At 56.2% G+C, this 14810-nt stretch carries 13 protein-coding genes; 6 read left to right on the top strand and 7 right to left on the bottom strand.

All coding sequences use genetic code 11. The features are described 5' to 3' along the window. Positions 1 to 55: 55 nt before the first annotated feature. The 3 genes from nhaA to dnaK form a co-directional block, all read right to left on the bottom strand. On the bottom strand, positions 56 to 1231 hold the full coding sequence (nhaA, locus tag C2U54_RS08390) for a Na+/H+ antiporter NhaA (protein ID WP_103178210.1): 1176 nt from the start codon (positions 1229 to 1231) through the stop codon (positions 56 to 58). Positions 1232 to 1403: 172 nt separating this feature from the next. Beyond that, positions 1404 to 2537, bottom strand: a complete 1134-nt coding sequence (gene dnaJ, locus C2U54_RS08385) for a molecular chaperone DnaJ (protein WP_103178209.1) — start codon at positions 2535 to 2537, stop codon at positions 1404 to 1406. Positions 2538 to 2623: 86 nt separating this feature from the next. After that, positions 2624 to 4543, bottom strand: a complete 1920-nt coding sequence (gene dnaK / locus C2U54_RS08380; protein WP_103178208.1) for a molecular chaperone DnaK — start codon at positions 4541 to 4543, stop codon at positions 2624 to 2626. Positions 4544 to 4839: 296 nt separating this feature from the next. On the opposite strand from dnaK, the gene satP reads away from it, so the two are divergent. The 4 genes from satP to C2U54_RS08360 all read left to right on the top strand — a co-directional run bounded on the left by satP (position 4840) and on the right by C2U54_RS08360 (position 8659). Continuing rightward, complete coding sequence (satP, locus tag C2U54_RS08375) at positions 4840 to 5409, top strand: acetate uptake transporter (RefSeq protein ID WP_103178207.1); 570 nt, start codon at positions 4840 to 4842, stop codon at positions 5407 to 5409. Between the two features lie 249 nt (positions 5410 to 5658). After that, a complete protein-coding gene (locus C2U54_RS08370; protein WP_103178206.1) occupies positions 5659 to 6732 on the top strand; it encodes a FecCD family ABC transporter permease in 1074 nt (357 codons plus the stop codon). After that, positions 6729 to 7505, top strand: a complete 777-nt coding sequence (locus tag C2U54_RS08365; protein WP_103178205.1) for an ABC transporter ATP-binding protein — start codon at positions 6729 to 6731, stop codon at positions 7503 to 7505. The genes C2U54_RS08370 and C2U54_RS08365 overlap by 4 nt, the downstream gene beginning before the upstream one ends. 17 nt (positions 7506 to 7522) lie before the next feature. Continuing rightward, positions 7523 to 8659, top strand: a complete 1137-nt coding sequence (locus tag C2U54_RS08360) for an ABC transporter substrate-binding protein (protein WP_103178204.1) — start codon at positions 7523 to 7525, stop codon at positions 8657 to 8659. 27 nt (positions 8660 to 8686) lie between these two features. On the opposite strand, the gene C2U54_RS08355 is transcribed toward C2U54_RS08360, so the two are convergent. From C2U54_RS08355 to tal, 3 genes are all read right to left on the bottom strand, one after another. After that, complete coding sequence (locus C2U54_RS08355; protein WP_103178203.1) at positions 8687 to 9976, bottom strand: MFS transporter; 1290 nt, start codon at positions 9974 to 9976, stop codon at positions 8687 to 8689. A 123-nt stretch (positions 9977 to 10099) separates the two neighbouring features. After that, entirely contained in the window at positions 10100 to 10687 is a 588-nt protein-coding gene (mog, locus tag C2U54_RS08350; protein ID WP_103178202.1) for a molybdopterin adenylyltransferase, read from the bottom strand. Between the two features lie 111 nt (positions 10688 to 10798). Continuing rightward, entirely contained in the window at positions 10799 to 11752 is a 954-nt protein-coding gene (tal, locus tag C2U54_RS08345) for a transaldolase (protein ID WP_103178201.1), read from the bottom strand. A gap of 261 nt (positions 11753 to 12013) precedes the next feature. Here tal and C2U54_RS08340 point away from each other — a divergent pair, with 261 nt between their 5' ends. After that, a complete protein-coding gene (locus C2U54_RS08340) occupies positions 12014 to 13444 on the top strand; it encodes an alanine/glycine:cation symporter family protein (protein WP_103178200.1) in 1431 nt (476 codons plus the stop codon). A gap of 66 nt (positions 13445 to 13510) precedes the next feature. After that, on the top strand, positions 13511 to 14284 hold the full coding sequence (gene yaaA, locus C2U54_RS08335) for a peroxide stress protein YaaA (RefSeq protein WP_103178199.1): 774 nt from the start codon (positions 13511 to 13513) through the stop codon (positions 14282 to 14284). A 30-nt stretch (positions 14285 to 14314) separates the two neighbouring features. Here yaaA and C2U54_RS08330 read toward each other — a convergent pair whose 3' ends face one another. After that, complete coding sequence (locus C2U54_RS08330) at positions 14315 to 14602, bottom strand: DUF2502 domain-containing protein (protein WP_103178198.1); 288 nt, start codon at positions 14600 to 14602, stop codon at positions 14315 to 14317. Between the last annotated feature and the right edge of the window lie 208 nt (positions 14603 to 14810).

Raw genomic sequence — 14810 nt, 5'->3', positions numbered from 1 at the left:
TCCTCGCTCCCTGATTGTGTTAACGGGAGGGCTGCCTGTCCCTCCCGGAGTCCCGTTACGCCGGATGCGCCTGCGAGGGCAATTTCGTCTTCAGCAACATATAACCTACAAACGCAGCCAACAGCGATCCGGTTAAGATAGCCAGCTTAGCCCAGATGATAAGCTCAGGGGCATTCGCGCCAAACGCCAGTGTTGAGATAAAGATCGACATAGTAAAGCCGATCCCGCACAGCACGCCGACGGCCATGATCTGCCGGCAGGTGGTTCCGTGCGGCAGGGTGGCAAGCTTCAGTTTCAGCGCCATCCAGCAGAAGAGGCCAATCCCCAGCGGCTTACCGATAAACAGCCCGGCGATGATCCCCAGCGGCAGCATCGACATCAATCCATCCAGCGTGACGCCCTCAAGGGAAACACCCGCGTTTGCGAAGGCGAAGAGCGGCAGGATCATAAAGGCGACCCACGGATGCAGCACGTGCTCGAGCTGCTTCGCCGGCGATTTACCCTCTTGCGCCTTCAGCGGCACGAAGAAACCGATAATCACGCCGGCCAGAGTGGCATGCACGCCCGATTTCAGTACAGCCGTCCACAGCACCATACCCACCAGGAGATAGATACCAATACGACGGACATTGCAGATATTGAGCAGCGCCAGTACCACGATGGCCGCCGCCGCAACCGCCAGCGACAGCACCGACAGCTCGCTGGTATAGAACAGGGCAATAATGACGATTGCGCCCAGGTCATCGATGATCGCCAGGGCCATCAGGAAGATTTTTAACTCCATCGGCACGCGATTACCTAACAGCGCGAGAACGCCCAACGCAAAGGCGATGTCCGTTGCTGCCGGGATCGCCCAGCCATCCCGGGCAATGGGATCCTGATAGTTAAAAGCCAGAAAGATGAGGGCCGGAACCACCATCCCGCCGATGGCGGCAATCACCGGAAACGCCGCGCGCTGACGGCTTGCCAGGGAGCCCTGGACCAGCTCACGCTTGACCTCCAGCCCCACCAGCAGGAAAAAGACCGCCATCAGTGCATCATTGATCCACAGCAGCATGTTCTTGTTGATTTCCAGCACGCCGACGCGTAACTCAACGGGTGTTTCCAGAAAAGCGTGATACAGGCCGCGGGTTGGGCCCAAGTTTGCCAGCAGCATAGCGATGGCTGCAGCCAGCATGAGTATGATGCCCCCAGAGGCCTCATTGCGGAAAAAACGATTCAAAAGTTTCACTATTACTCTCTCTTTTTACGACAATCCTTCGTTAAAACCATCATACGCACGGATATTCATCGGCAAAAGCAGGTTAATGTTAACTATAGACTCAGTTTTTTCGATCTGATTACTTCAGGGATAAAAAAGCCCGGAATCGCTTCCGGGCTTCGGGGACAACGTTAGCTCAGCATTAGCGAGTCAAATCGTCAAAGAATTTTTTCACGCCATCAAAGAAGCTTTTGGAGCGCGGGCTGTTGTTTTCACCTGTTGGGCCACCAAAGCTATCCTGCAATTCTCTCAGCAGTTGCTTCTGTTTTTCGTTCAGGCCAACCGGGGTTTCTACCACCACGCGGCAAAGCAGGTCGCCCTGCGCGCCGCCACGGACGGATTTCACCCCTTTGCCGCGCATACGGAACAGCTTGCCGGTCTGGGTTTCGCCAGGCACTTTCAGGTTTACACGACCGTCCAGCGTTGGCACTTCAATCTCACCGCCCATCGCCGCCATCGCAAAGTTGATCGGCACTTCGCAGTACAGGTTGTTACCTTCACGTTCAAAAATCGCGTGCTGCTTCACCTGTACCTGAACGTACAGATCGCCTGCCGGTGCGCCATGCTCGCCTGCTTCGCCTTCGCCAGAGAGACGAATACGATCGCCGGTATCCACGCCCGCCGGGATTTTAACGGAGAGGGTTTTGGTCTTCTCGACGCGACCGTGACCGTGACATTTGTTGCACGGATCCTTGATCAGCGTACCGCGACCCTGACAGTGCGGACAGCTCTGCTGCACCGCGAAGAAGCCCTGACGCATCTGCACCTGACCGGAGCCATGACAGGTTGGACAGGTCTGCGGCTTGGTGCCCACCTTCGCGCCGCTGCCGTGGCAAACGTCACACTCTTCCAGCGTCGGGATGCGGATCTCTTTCGTCACGCCACGGACCGCCTCTTCCAGCGTCAGCTCCATGTTGTAACGCAGGTCTGCACCACGGGCTGCACGCTGGCGACCGCGGCCGCCGCCGAAGATATCGCCGAACACGTCACCAAAGATATCGCTGAAATCTGCGCCGCCGCCGCCAAATCCGCCGCCACCCATACCGCCCTGTTCAAACGCGGCATGACCGTACTGATCGTAAGCCGCACGTTTCTGCGCATCGGTCAGGACTTCGTAGGCTTCTTTGATCTCTTTAAATTTGGCTTCGGCCTCTTTGTCACCCTGGTTGCGGTCCGGGTGATATTTCATGGCCAGGCGCTTGTACGCCTTTTTGATTTCACGCTCTTCCGCTGTTTTGGAAACGCCTAAAATCTCGTAATAGTCTTGCTTTGCCATCTTGTTTTATCTGCCCCTAACATGCGTGCACGGGCGGAGAGGAAACCTCTTCGCCCGTGCCAGTGTATTACCCGTTCAAAGGGCGATTATTTTTTGTCTTTCACTTCTTCAAACTCTGCGTCGACAACATCGTCATCTTTCGCGTTGTTCGCAGAAGCGTCAGCGCCTGCGCCAGCCTGCTGCTGTGCGTGCTGCTGCTGTGCGATCTCCATCAGCTTCTCGGAAACCTGCGCCAGTGCCTGCATTTTCGCTTCGATATCGGCTTTGTCTTCACCTTTCAGGGAAGTTTCCAGCGCGCTCAGTGCAGACTCGATAGCCGTTTTGTCGTCAGCAGGCAGTTTATCGCCCGCTTCTTCAACCTGCTTACGGGTGCTGTGCAGCAGATGGTCACCCTGGTTGCGGGTCTGAACCAGCTCTTCGAACTTACGGTCAGACTCGGCATTCGCTTCTGCTTCGCGAACCATTTTCTGGATCTCTTCTTCGTTCAGACCAGAAGAGGCCTTGATGGTGATCTTCTGCTCTTTACCGCTGTTTTTGTCCTTCGCGGAAACGTGCAGGATACCGTCAGCATCGATGTCGAAGGTGACTTCGATCTGAGGCATACCGCGCGGCGCCGGGCTGATACCGTCGAGGTTAAACTGGCCCAGATCTTTGTTATCTGCGGCACGTTTACGCTCACCCTGCAGCACATGGATGGTTACCGCAGACTGGTTGTCTTCAGCGGTAGAGAACACCTGGCTGTGCTTGGTCGGGATGGTGGTGTTTTTGGCGATCAGCGGAGTCATCACACCGCCCATGGTTTCGATACCCAGAGACAGCGGGGTAACGTCCAGCAGCAGTACGTCTTTAACATCACCGGTCAGTACGCCGCCCTGAACAGCAGCACCGATAGCAACGGCTTCGTCCGGGTTAACGTCTTTACGCGGCTCTTTACCAAAGAATTCAGCGACTTTCTTCTGAACCATTGGCATACGAGTCTGACCACCTACCAGGATAACGTCCTGGATTTCAGATACGGACAGGCCCGCATCCTGCAGCGCAACTTTCAGCGGCTCGATGGAACGGTTAACCAGGTCTTCTACCAGGCTTTCCAGTTTCGCGCGAGTCACTTTGATGTTCATGTGTTTTGGACCGGTGGCGTCTGCAGTGATGTACGGCAGGTTCACGTCGGTCTGCTGCGCAGAAGAGAGCTCGATTTTCGCTTTTTCTGCGGCTTCTTTCAGGCGCTGCATCGCCAGCGGATCGTTACGCAGGTCAATGCCCTGATCTTTCTTAAATTCGTCAACGAGGTAGTTGATCATACGGCTGTCGAAGTCTTCACCACCCAGGTGGGTATCACCGTTGGTTGCCAGTACTTCGAAGGTTTTTTCGCCGTCAACTTCGTCGATTTCGATAATAGAGATATCGAAAGTACCACCACCAAGGTCGTATACCGCGATGGTGCGGTTGCCAACTTCTTTATCCAGACCGTAAGCCAGTGCCGCTGCGGTTGGTTCGTTGATGATACGTTTGACTTCCAGGCCCGCGATACGGCCCGCGTCTTTGGTCGCCTGACGCTGTGCATCGTTGAAGTAGGCTGGTACGGTGATAACCGCTTCAGTTACCGGCTCACCCAGGTAATCTTCCGCCGTTTTCTTCATTTTTTTCAGCACTTCAGCAGAGATCTGCGGCGGTGCCATTTTCTGGCCTTTAACATCAATCCAGGCGTCGCCGTTTTCAGCGCCGATGATTTTGTAAGGCATGATGGCTTCATCACGCTGAACTTCTTCGTCCTGGAAGCGACGGCCAATCAGGCGCTTAATCGCAAACAGCGTGTTTTGCGGGTTTGTCACTGCCTGACGTTTAGCCGGCTGACCAACCAGAGTTTCACCATCCTGGGTATAGGCAATGATAGAAGGCGTGGTGCGATCGCCCTCGGCATTCTCCAGCACACGTGCAGTTGTGCCGTCCATAATCGCTACACAAGAGTTGGTAGTACCCAGGTCGATACCAATAATTTTACCCATCTAAACGTCTCCACTATAAATTCGGTCAACATGTGGTTGTGTACCTGTAATAAGGGCAAAAGGTGCTTTTTCAACTGCCCAGATTTGAATTTTTTCAGGTCCACACACTGCGGTTGACTACAAGATGGGGTCGCAACGGCATCCATCAAGGGGGACGGATAAAAAATTTTTTAATTTCACCCTGATTAGATCATAGACGGCATCGATGGCGCCCATTATGATGCCGCGCCCCGCCAGGGAGTATTGGCGTGGGAACCACTATTTCACCATATTAATGATGATTTTTTTGAGGACTTATGGGCAACACTAAGTTGGCTAATCCGGCTCCGCTGGGCCTGATGGGTTTTGGCATGACCACCATTCTGCTGAACCTGCATAATATCGGGATGTTCCCGATGGATGGCATTATCCTGGCGATGGGCATTTTTTATGGCGGTATCGCACAGATCTTCGCGGGCCTGCTGGAATATAAGAAAGGCAATACCTTCGGTTTAACCGCATTTACCTCTTACGGTTCATTCTGGCTGACCCTGGTCGCCATTCTGCTGATGCCGAAAATGGGCCTGACCGATGCGGCTAATACGCCGTTCCTGGGTGTCTATCTGGGCCTGTGGGGCGTCTTCACGCTGTTCATGTTCTTCGGCACGCTGGTGGGTAACCGCGCGCTGCAGTTCGTCTTCCTGAGCCTGACCGTGCTGTTCGCCCTGCTGGCAGTGGGTCACCTGGTGGATAACGGCGAAGCCATTATCCACGTGGCGGGCTGGGTTGGCCTGGTCTGCGGTGCCAGCGCCATCTACCTGGCAATGGGTGAAGTCCTGAACGAGCAGTTCGGTCGCACCGTTCTGCCGATTGGTGAAAAACACTGATCCCCTTCGTGCCCGCTCCGCGGGCACGACTCCCCTCTCCGGTTACACCTTCCCCTTCTAATCTGCTTGTTTTTTGCCCGCTTCAGAAACGATACGTAAACAGAACGGCAATAATCATCATATTCAATTGATAAGCATTATCATTGCGAATAGTGTTGCCCGGGCATCCCCGATAATGGATATCAGACGGCCGCCAAAATGGAACGCGCAGGGGATAAATGATTCTTTTGTGTTGCATAGGGTTATCTGATGAACTCCAGCCTTGCCGCTCGCGAGCAAACTGGCGAAGCCATTATCGCGTCGCATTACCGTAAAGTCCTGGTCAGGCGTTTTACTCTGGCAGGCGTACTGCTCTTCTTCATTATCTGCTCCCTGATCCTCGATTTTATCCTCGGCCCGTCGGGCATCTCCGTTTCCACGCTCTGGCACACCTTAATGGATGCCGCTTCTGTCGATGCCGGCACGCGCGTTATCGTCTGGGAACTGCGGCTGCCGTTCGCGCTGATGGCTGTCGCCGTTGGCATGGCCCTGGGGCTTGCCGGGGCAGAGATGCAAACCATCCTGAATAACCCGCTCGCCAGTCCATTTACGCTGGGCGTGTCGTCTGCCGCCTCCTTCGGTGCCGCGCTGGCGATAGTGCTCGGGCTGGGCGTTCCCGGCATTGACGATAAGTGGTTTATTCCGGCAAACGCCTTTATCTTTGCCCTGCTGGCCTGCTTTATTCTGGATGGCATCAGCCGCTGGACCCGCGTGGCCACCTCCGGCGTGGTGTTATTCGGTATCGCGCTGGTCTTTACCTTTAACGCGCTAATCTCCATCCTGCAGTTTGTCGCCAGCGAAGATACGCTGCAGGGACTGGTATTCTGGACGATGGGCAGCCTGGCAAGAGCCTCATGGGATAAGCTGGCGATCCTGGCCGTAGCCCTGCTGATTATCGTGCCGCTGTCGCTGAAAAATGCATGGAAACTCACGGCGCTGCGTCTGGGCGAAGATCGTGCCGTCAGCTTCGGCATTAACGTAAAAAAGCTGCGTCTGGCGACGCTCTTACGCATCAGTATTATCTCGTCGCTGACGGTCGCCTTTGTCGGGCCAGTGGGTTTTATAGGCCTGGTGGCGCCGCATATCTCCCGCATGATGTTTGGCGAGGATCACCGTTTTTATCTCCCCGGCAGCATGCTGGTTGGCGCCCTGGTGCTTTCGCTGGCCTCCGTTTTTTCCAAGAACATCGTTCCCGGCGTCATTATTCCTGTAGGGATTGTCACCTCGCTGGTGGGCGTGCCGTTCTTCCTGAGCATCATTATTCGCAACCGGGGGAACGTATGACCGACGGCCTTCGCGTCCGGGAACTGCACACCGGCTATCGCAAGACAAAGATCATCAGCGGGCTCACCACGCCCCTGCTCCCCCGCGGCGAGATCACCGCCCTGCTGGGGCCGAACGGCTCCGGTAAATCGACCCTGCTGCGCGCCCTGGCGGACCTGAATCCTGCGCAGGGCGAGTTACGGCTGAATGGCGAGGATCTGATGATGCTGCCCTCGGCAACGCGGGCGCAGAAGGTGGTTTATCTCCCGCAATCCCTGCCTCAGGGTGTGCACCTGCATGCGCTGGAATCGGTGATTGTCGCCCGTCGGGCCAGCGGCAGCGTCGATACGCAAAATGTTGAACAGGAGGCGTACGCCATCCTTGAAAAACTGGGTGTTGCTCATCTGGCGATGCGTTTTCTCGACCGGCTCTCCGGCGGGCAAAAGCAGTTGATTGGCCTCGCTCAGTCCCTGATCCGCCAGCCCGATTTGCTGTTGCTGGACGAGCCCCTGAGTGCCCTCGACCTCAACTATCAGTTCCATGTGATGGATATCGTCGCCCGCGAAACGCGGCTGCGCAACATCGTCACTGTCGTGGTGATCCACGACATCAACATTGCCCTGCGCCACGCTAACTATGCCCTGATGCTGAAAGGCGGCGAACTGATTGCCAGCGGCCTGCCGGGAGAGGTTGTTACCCCTGCTAATCTGGCGACGGTATATGGCGTGGAGGGACGAGTCGAATACTGTTCCCGCAGGCTGCCCCATGTGGTGGTCGACGGATTAACACCCTAAAAGAGATGGAAAACAGGATGCTAAAAAAACTCATCGCAGCCGCCGGGGGGCTGGCACTCTTCATTACCCCGCTTATCGCCCAGGCGCAAAGCTGGCCCGTGACGGTCAAGGATATGGATAACCGCACGGTGACGGTGGAACACGAACCGCAGCGCATCATTTTGCAGGACGGGCGGGACATCTTCGCGCTGGCGCTGTTGGTGCGCGAGAACCCGTTCGCCAGGGTGGTGGCGTGGAACAATCTGCCGAAAAAGCAGGATACCGAAACCTGGAACGTGCTGAAGCGGAAATGGCCAGAAGCGGAGAAGATCCTCGACATGAAGTTTTCCGACCAGGGCAATGTCGATCTCGAAACGGTGCTCTCCCGCCAGCCGGACCTGATGATCGCCCAGCTTCGCGCTAAACCGTCGCTGGTGCAATCTGGCGTACTGACGAAGCTCGAGGCCCTGCACATTCCGGTCCTCTTCGTGGATTACGAGCTGCATCCGGTAAAGAATACCCTGCCGAGTATCGCCCTGTTGGGCCAGGTGCTGGGTCAGACCGAACGCGCGCAAGCCTACATCGATTTCTATCAACAGCGTCTGGATAAAATCCACCAGCGTCTGGCGACCGTCAGCAAAAAACCGCTGGTCTTTATCGAACCGATCGCCGGTGTTGGCGGGCTGGATAATGGCTGCTGTTTTACCCATGCGCGTAACGGCTGGGGGGGACTGGTTGAAGCGGCGGGTGGCACCAACATAGGCTCACAGCTGCTGCCTGGGGCGAGCGGGAATGTTTCGGTGGAAAAAATAATCTCCCTCAACCCGGACTACTACCTGATGACCGGCTCTAAGCGTCCGGGCAAAGGCTCGGCCATTATCCCGTTTGGCTATAACGTCCCGGCAGAGAAGGTCACCGCAGCGTTCAATGCGCTTGTGGCGCGTCAGGGGGTTGCCGCTATTCCGGCGGTGGCGCAGGGTCATACCGGGGCGCTGTATCACCACTTCTATAACAACCCATACAACATCGTCGCCATCGAGGCGTTGAGTAAAATTTTCTATCCAGCACTCTTTAACGACATGGATCCACAGGCGGATTACCACGCGATTATCGCTGACTTCACCCATATCCCGGATGAGAACATCATCCTGAGCTACACCCCTTCGCACTCATAAAAATGCCGGGCCCAGCCCGGCATTTTGCTATCCCGCGAGGACCGGTGCTTCTACCGGTTTCTGGCGCAGCCAGATCCCCAGCGCCAGTCCCATCAACGAGAGCGCCAGCACATACCAGGCGGGCGCCATCGGCGATATCCCCATCAGCAGGGTTACGGCAACCGGCGTCAGGCCGCCGAAGATGGCGTACGAGACGTTATAGGAGAACGAAATACCGGTGAAGCGCACCTCAGGCGGGAAGGCGCGGACCATCACATACGGCACCGCCCCAACCACACCTACGCAAAGCCCCACGGTGCCATACAGCAGGAACAGCTGTTCAGGATGGCTACCCGCAAGATGGTAAAACGCCCAGCTCGACCCGGCCAGCAGCAGGCTGCCAATAATAAAGGTCAGGCTGGAGCCGATACGATCCACCGCCAGCCCGGCAATCAGGCAACCAAAGCACAGCATGATGGTGGCGATGCTGTTAGCCTGCAGCGTCACCGCCGGCGCAAAGCCATACTGTTTTTGCAGCCAGACCGGCGACATCAAAATCACCACCACGATACCCGCCGAGAGCAGCCAGGTGAGCAGCATTGACACCACCACCGCCTTTCTGTGCCGCACCACCACCGCTTTCACCGGCAGCTCCTGCGCCAGCGTCTTACGCTGCTGCATCTCAAGGAATACCGGTGTCTCCTGCAGCCAGCGGCGCAGATACATGGCGACCAGACCAAACGCGCCGCCCAGCAGGAATGGAATACGCCAGCCCCAGTCGTGTACCGCCTGTTGGGTCATGCTGGTATTCACCAGCGTCGCCACCACCGAGCCCAGCAGAATGCCGACGGTCAGTCCTGCGGTCAGTGTGCCGCAGGCAATGCCGATCCGCCGGGCCGGAACATGTTCCGCCACAAATACCCATGCCCCTGGTACTTCACCGCCGATCGCCGCCCCCTGCAGAATACGCATCAGCAGCAGCAGGACCGGCGCGAGAATGCCCATGGAGGCATAGGTAGGCAGCAGGCCAATCGCCAGGGTAGGTACCGCCATCAGCAGGATGCTGAGGGTGAACATCTTCTTGCGCCCGACCAGATCGCCGAAGTGGGCCATCACGATGCCGCCCAGCGGGCGCGCCAGATAACCAGCGGCGAAAATGCCAAAGGTCTGAACCTGACGCAGCCATTCGGGAATGTCAGCCGGGAAGAATAGCTCCCCGACGACAGCGGCGAAGAAGACGAAAATGATGAAGTCATAAAACTCCAGCGCGCCGCCGAGTGCGGCAAGCGTGAGGGTCTTATAATCCTGTCGATTGAGGGGCCGGTTGTAATGTGACATAGCGAACCATTCTGGGCTGAATTGTTGAGTTATATTTACAGCTATCGTAAAGAAAAAATTACTATACCGTAAATCAATCAGCACGCTACTGCCGTTACAGCTTATGTCACATTCTGGTTAATTTCAGGATATTGTTTCACGTCTCGCGCTTTTAGGGCGAAAAGCTGCTACTACCTGCGGATCGGTTTCGACGTAAGGTCCTTCCAGAAGCTGTACACAATACGGTACACTTGCAAAGATTCCCGCCACCACCACTTTGCCGTCAGCCTCTTTAACGCCTTCCAGCGTCTCTTTAATCGACTTTGGCTGGCCCGGGAGATTGAGAATCAGCGCCTGCTTGCGGATCACACCGACCTGGCGTGACAGGATGGCCGTTGGCACAAAGTGTAGGCTAATCTGGCGCATCTGTTCGCCAAAGCCCGGCATTTCACGGTCGGCGACGGCAAGCGTTGCGTCCGGGGTCACATCGCGTCGTGCCGGACCGGTACCGCCGGTTGTCAGCACCAGGTGACAGCTCATTTCATCCACCAGTTCACACAGGGTTTGCTCAATCACGGCCTGCTCGTCGGGGATCAGACGGGTTTGTACTTCAAACGGCGTAGTCAGGGCAGACGCCAGCCAGGCTTCCAGCGCGGGGATGCCTTTATCTTCATAGACACCGCTGGAGGCGCGATCTGAGACGGAAACTAAGCCAATGCGTAAGGTATTCATATCCATTCCATTCAAACAATACAGATTGAGGGGAATGATACACGCAGGAAGGCGATTCAGACAGGGTATGAGAAAGGTAGCGTGACCGGGAGCCCGGTCACGCTGGAATGATTACAGCAGGTCGCCGATCATTTTTTCCAGTTTTTCCTGGTCGATGGCAAACTTACGGATACCGTCCGCCAGTTTGTCTACCGCCATTGGATCCTGGTTGTGCTGCCACAGGAACTCAGATTCAGTGATGCGCTCTGGACGGGCTTTCACTTCACCGCTGAAGCTCAGCTTACGCTCGATTGCGCCTTCGCTTTCTGCCAGCTCTTTCAGCAGCGCAGGGGCGATGGTCAGACGGTCACAGCCAGCCAGTTCCAGGATCTCGCCCACGTTACGGAAGCTTGCGCCCATCACCACGGTTTCATAACCGTGCTGTTTGTAGTACTCGTAGATCTCGGTAACGGAAACCACACCCGGATCTTCCGCTGCCGCGTACTCTTTCTTATCGGTGTTGGCTTTGTACCAGTCCAGAATACGGCCCACGAATGGCGAGATCAGGTAGACACCCGCTTCTGCACACGCACGCGCCTGCGCGAAGGAGAACAGCAGGGTCAGGTTACAGTTGATGCCCTCTTTTTCCAGCTGCTCTGCAGCGCGAATGCCCTGCCAGGTGGAAGCCAGTTTGATCAGGATACGGTCGTTGCTGATACCCGCATCGTTGTACAGCTTGATCAGGCGTTTGGCTTTCGCGATGGACGCTTCGGTGTCGTAAGAGAGACGCGCATCCACTTCAGTGGAGATGCGGCCCGGAACCAGTTTCAGGATCTCCAGACCGATGTTCACTGCCAGTTTGTCGGTAGCATCCACTACCTGCTGTGCGCGATCGCTGCTCTGGCTTTTCGCCCAGGCAACGGCATCGTCGATCAGTTTACGGTATTCAGGGATCTGTGCAGCGTTAAGGATCAGAGAAGGGTTCGTTGTGGCATCCTGCGGCTGGTACAACTTCATTGCCGCGATATCTCCGGTGTCAGCGACAACAGTCGTGAACTGACGAAGGGAGGTTAATTTATCCGTCATGATAGTGTTTCTCTTTAACTTGCCCTGGATAATTCGCGTTACCAGCAAGATGCCAGAAACGGAAAAATGACAGGTTTACTTGTTAGGGGGATGTAACCGGTCTGCCCTGATGATAACACGACGGAAGGTCAGCGCAACCGCAGACAATGCGCTGAAAGATACTGTGATAAACTCAGCAAATTAACAGATTACCCATTCACTGTTTGTTCAATCGCTCGAAGCGATTACCTATGCACTTTGGCATCAACACGAGGGACGTTAGTGCCTGATTATCTGTCGTTTATTAATGAAATTCTGTGGGGTTCGGTGATGATATACCTGCTTTTTGCGGCAGGTCTTTGGTTCACTGTTCGCAGCGGGTTTATTCAATTTAGCTCCCTTCCTCAACTGCGCATTAATCTGAAAAATAGCCTGAGCCCCCAGCCGGGAGGCTTAACCTCATTCCAGGCGCTCTGTACCAGCCTGGCGGCCCGGCTCGGTAGCGGTAACCTGGCCGGAGTCGCGCTGGCCATCTCCGCTGGCGGCCCGGGGGCGATATTCTGGATGTGGATGACCGCCATTATCGGCATGGCGACCTCCTTCGCAGAGTGCTCGCTGGCGCAGCTTTATAAGGAAGCGGATAAACAGGGGCAATTTCGCGGTGGCCCGGCCTGGTACATGGCCCGGGGCCTCGGCATGCGCTGGATGGGCGTGCTCTTTTCACTCTTTTTGCTCGTCGCCTACGGTCTTATTTTTAACACCGTCGAGGCCCACTCGGTGGCCCATGCGCTGCGCTTCGCCTTCGACTGCCCGGAAATCATCACCGGCGGCATGCTGGCCGCGTTCACGCTGCTGGCGATCGTCACCGGCATCAAAGGCGTCGCCCGGCTGATGCAGTGGATGGTGCCGACGATGGCGCTGCTGTGGGTCATGAGCAGCCTGGTCATTTGCGTCTGGCATGCCGGACAGTTACCCGCCGTCTTCAGCCTGATCGTCAAAAGCGCCTTTGGCTGGCGCGAAGCGGCCGCCGGGGCGCTGGGCTACACCCTGAGCCAGGCCCTGACGGCAGGTTTCCAGCGCGGCATGTTTTCCAACGAAGCGGGCATGGGCTCAACCCCGAATGCCGCCGCAGCCGCCGCCTCCTGTCCCCCTCACCCGGCCTCTCAGGGACTGGTGCAGATGATCGGCGTCTTCGTCGATACCATCATTATCGGTACCGCCAGCGCCATGATTGTGCTGCTGGCAGGGCCTATGGATCTGCCAGCAGATACCGCAGGCATACAGCTGCTGCAACAGGCCCTGATAAACCTGACCGGGGGCTGGGGAGCGGGATTCGTCGGGTTTATCCTCATCCTGTTCGCGTTCAGCTCCATCGTGGTGAATTACATCTATGCCGAAAATAACCTGATCTTTCTGCATCCCGATGCCCGGCGATCGCGCTGGGTATTACGGGGCGGCGTTGTGCTGATGGTGCTGCTCGGATCGCTGTTAAGCCTGCCGACGGTCTGGCAGCTGGCGGATATCATCATGGCCCTGATGGCCATCGCCAACCTGACGGCTATCCTGCTGCTCTCCCCGGTGGTGACCCTGATTGCCCGGGACTATCTGCGTCAGCGCAAGCTGGGTGTCCAGCCGGTCTTTGATGTCTCGCGTTATCCCGAGATTGAAGCACAGCTCGCCCCCGGCGCCTGGGATGATTTGCCGCGTCAATAACAGCCATCGATCACCCAGGGCGTTTTTTTTGCTAAAGTCGCACTCATTCTTCTGCAAGGACTGGATATGCTGATTCTGATTTCACCTGCCAAAACGCTCGACTACCAGAGCCCGCTTGCCACCGAGCGCTATACCCAGCCGGAACTGCTGGATCACTCGCAACAGCTGATCCGCGAGGCGCGTAAGCTTTCGGCTCCGCAAATTGCGACCCTGATGAGCATCAGCGACAAGCTGGCGGATCTGAATGCCACCCGTTTTCACGACTGGCAGCCCGATTTCACCCCATTCAACGCGCGTCAGGCGATTCTGGCCTTTAAAGGCGATGTTTATACCGGCCTGCAGGCAGAAACCTTTAGCGAAGCGGATTTTGATTTTGCCCAGCAGCATTTGCGCATGCTCTCCGGCCTGTACGGGGTGTTGCGCCCGCTGGATCTGATGCAGCCTTACCGCCTGGAGATGGGGATCCGCCTGGAAAACGCGAGAGGGAAAGATCTCTATCAGTTCTGGGGAGAGACCATCACCGATACGCTGAACGCGGCGCTGGCGGCCCAGGGTGATAACGTTATCATTAACCTGGCATCAGATGAGTACTACAAAGCGGTCAAACCGAAAAAGCTGAACGCGGAGATCGTCAAGCCGGTCTTCCTGGACGAGAAGAATGGCAAATTCAAAGTGATCAGCTTCTACGCCAAAAAAGCCCGCGGGTTGATGAGCCGCTACATCATTGAAAACCGTCTGACCCAGCCAGAGCAGCTGAAAGCATTCGACAGCGAAGGCTATTTCTTTGATGAGGAAGCGTCAGGGAAAGGTGAGCTGGTGTTTAAGCGTCACGAGCAGTAATCACCTTCCCCGCCGCCCGGCGGGGAAATCTTAGTGATGCTTCCAGCCCGGTCCCGGACGGTGGTCATCATGGCGATCGTGATGGCGATTATCGTGATGCTCGCCATGCGGATGCCAGCGGTTATCCCGCCACTCGTAGTGAGATTTCCACCAGTCATGGTCGCGCCAGTGACCGCCATCCCAGTAGTGTCCACGATTATCCCGATCGCCAATTTGCAGTTTGACCGCCGGTACCAGAGTGATTTCAGAGGCCTGAGCCGCCATCGGAGCCACCAGCATCAGAGAAAGCGCGATCAGCACAGGTTTCAGTTTCGACATAGGTTACTCCTTATTCATCCTGCCCGTTGTGGGCCGATGTAAGGAGATTACGTGAGGGATAGGTAGGATGTTATTCTCTGCAATCCTATTCTGTAAGTATCCGCATTAATTGGGAATTTCTACTTTTTCCCTGCTATTTCTCTCCTTAATTTCTCCATAAAAAAGCCGGGTAACGCAGAGGCGTCCCCGGCTGGATTGTGCGGCCTGA

Origin of the sequence: Leclercia sp. LSNIH1, from assembly GCF_002902985.1 — a bacterium.
Classification (GTDB): domain Bacteria; phylum Pseudomonadota; class Gammaproteobacteria; order Enterobacterales; family Enterobacteriaceae; genus Enterobacter.
This window is presented reverse-complemented; position numbering and strand designations above follow the sequence as displayed.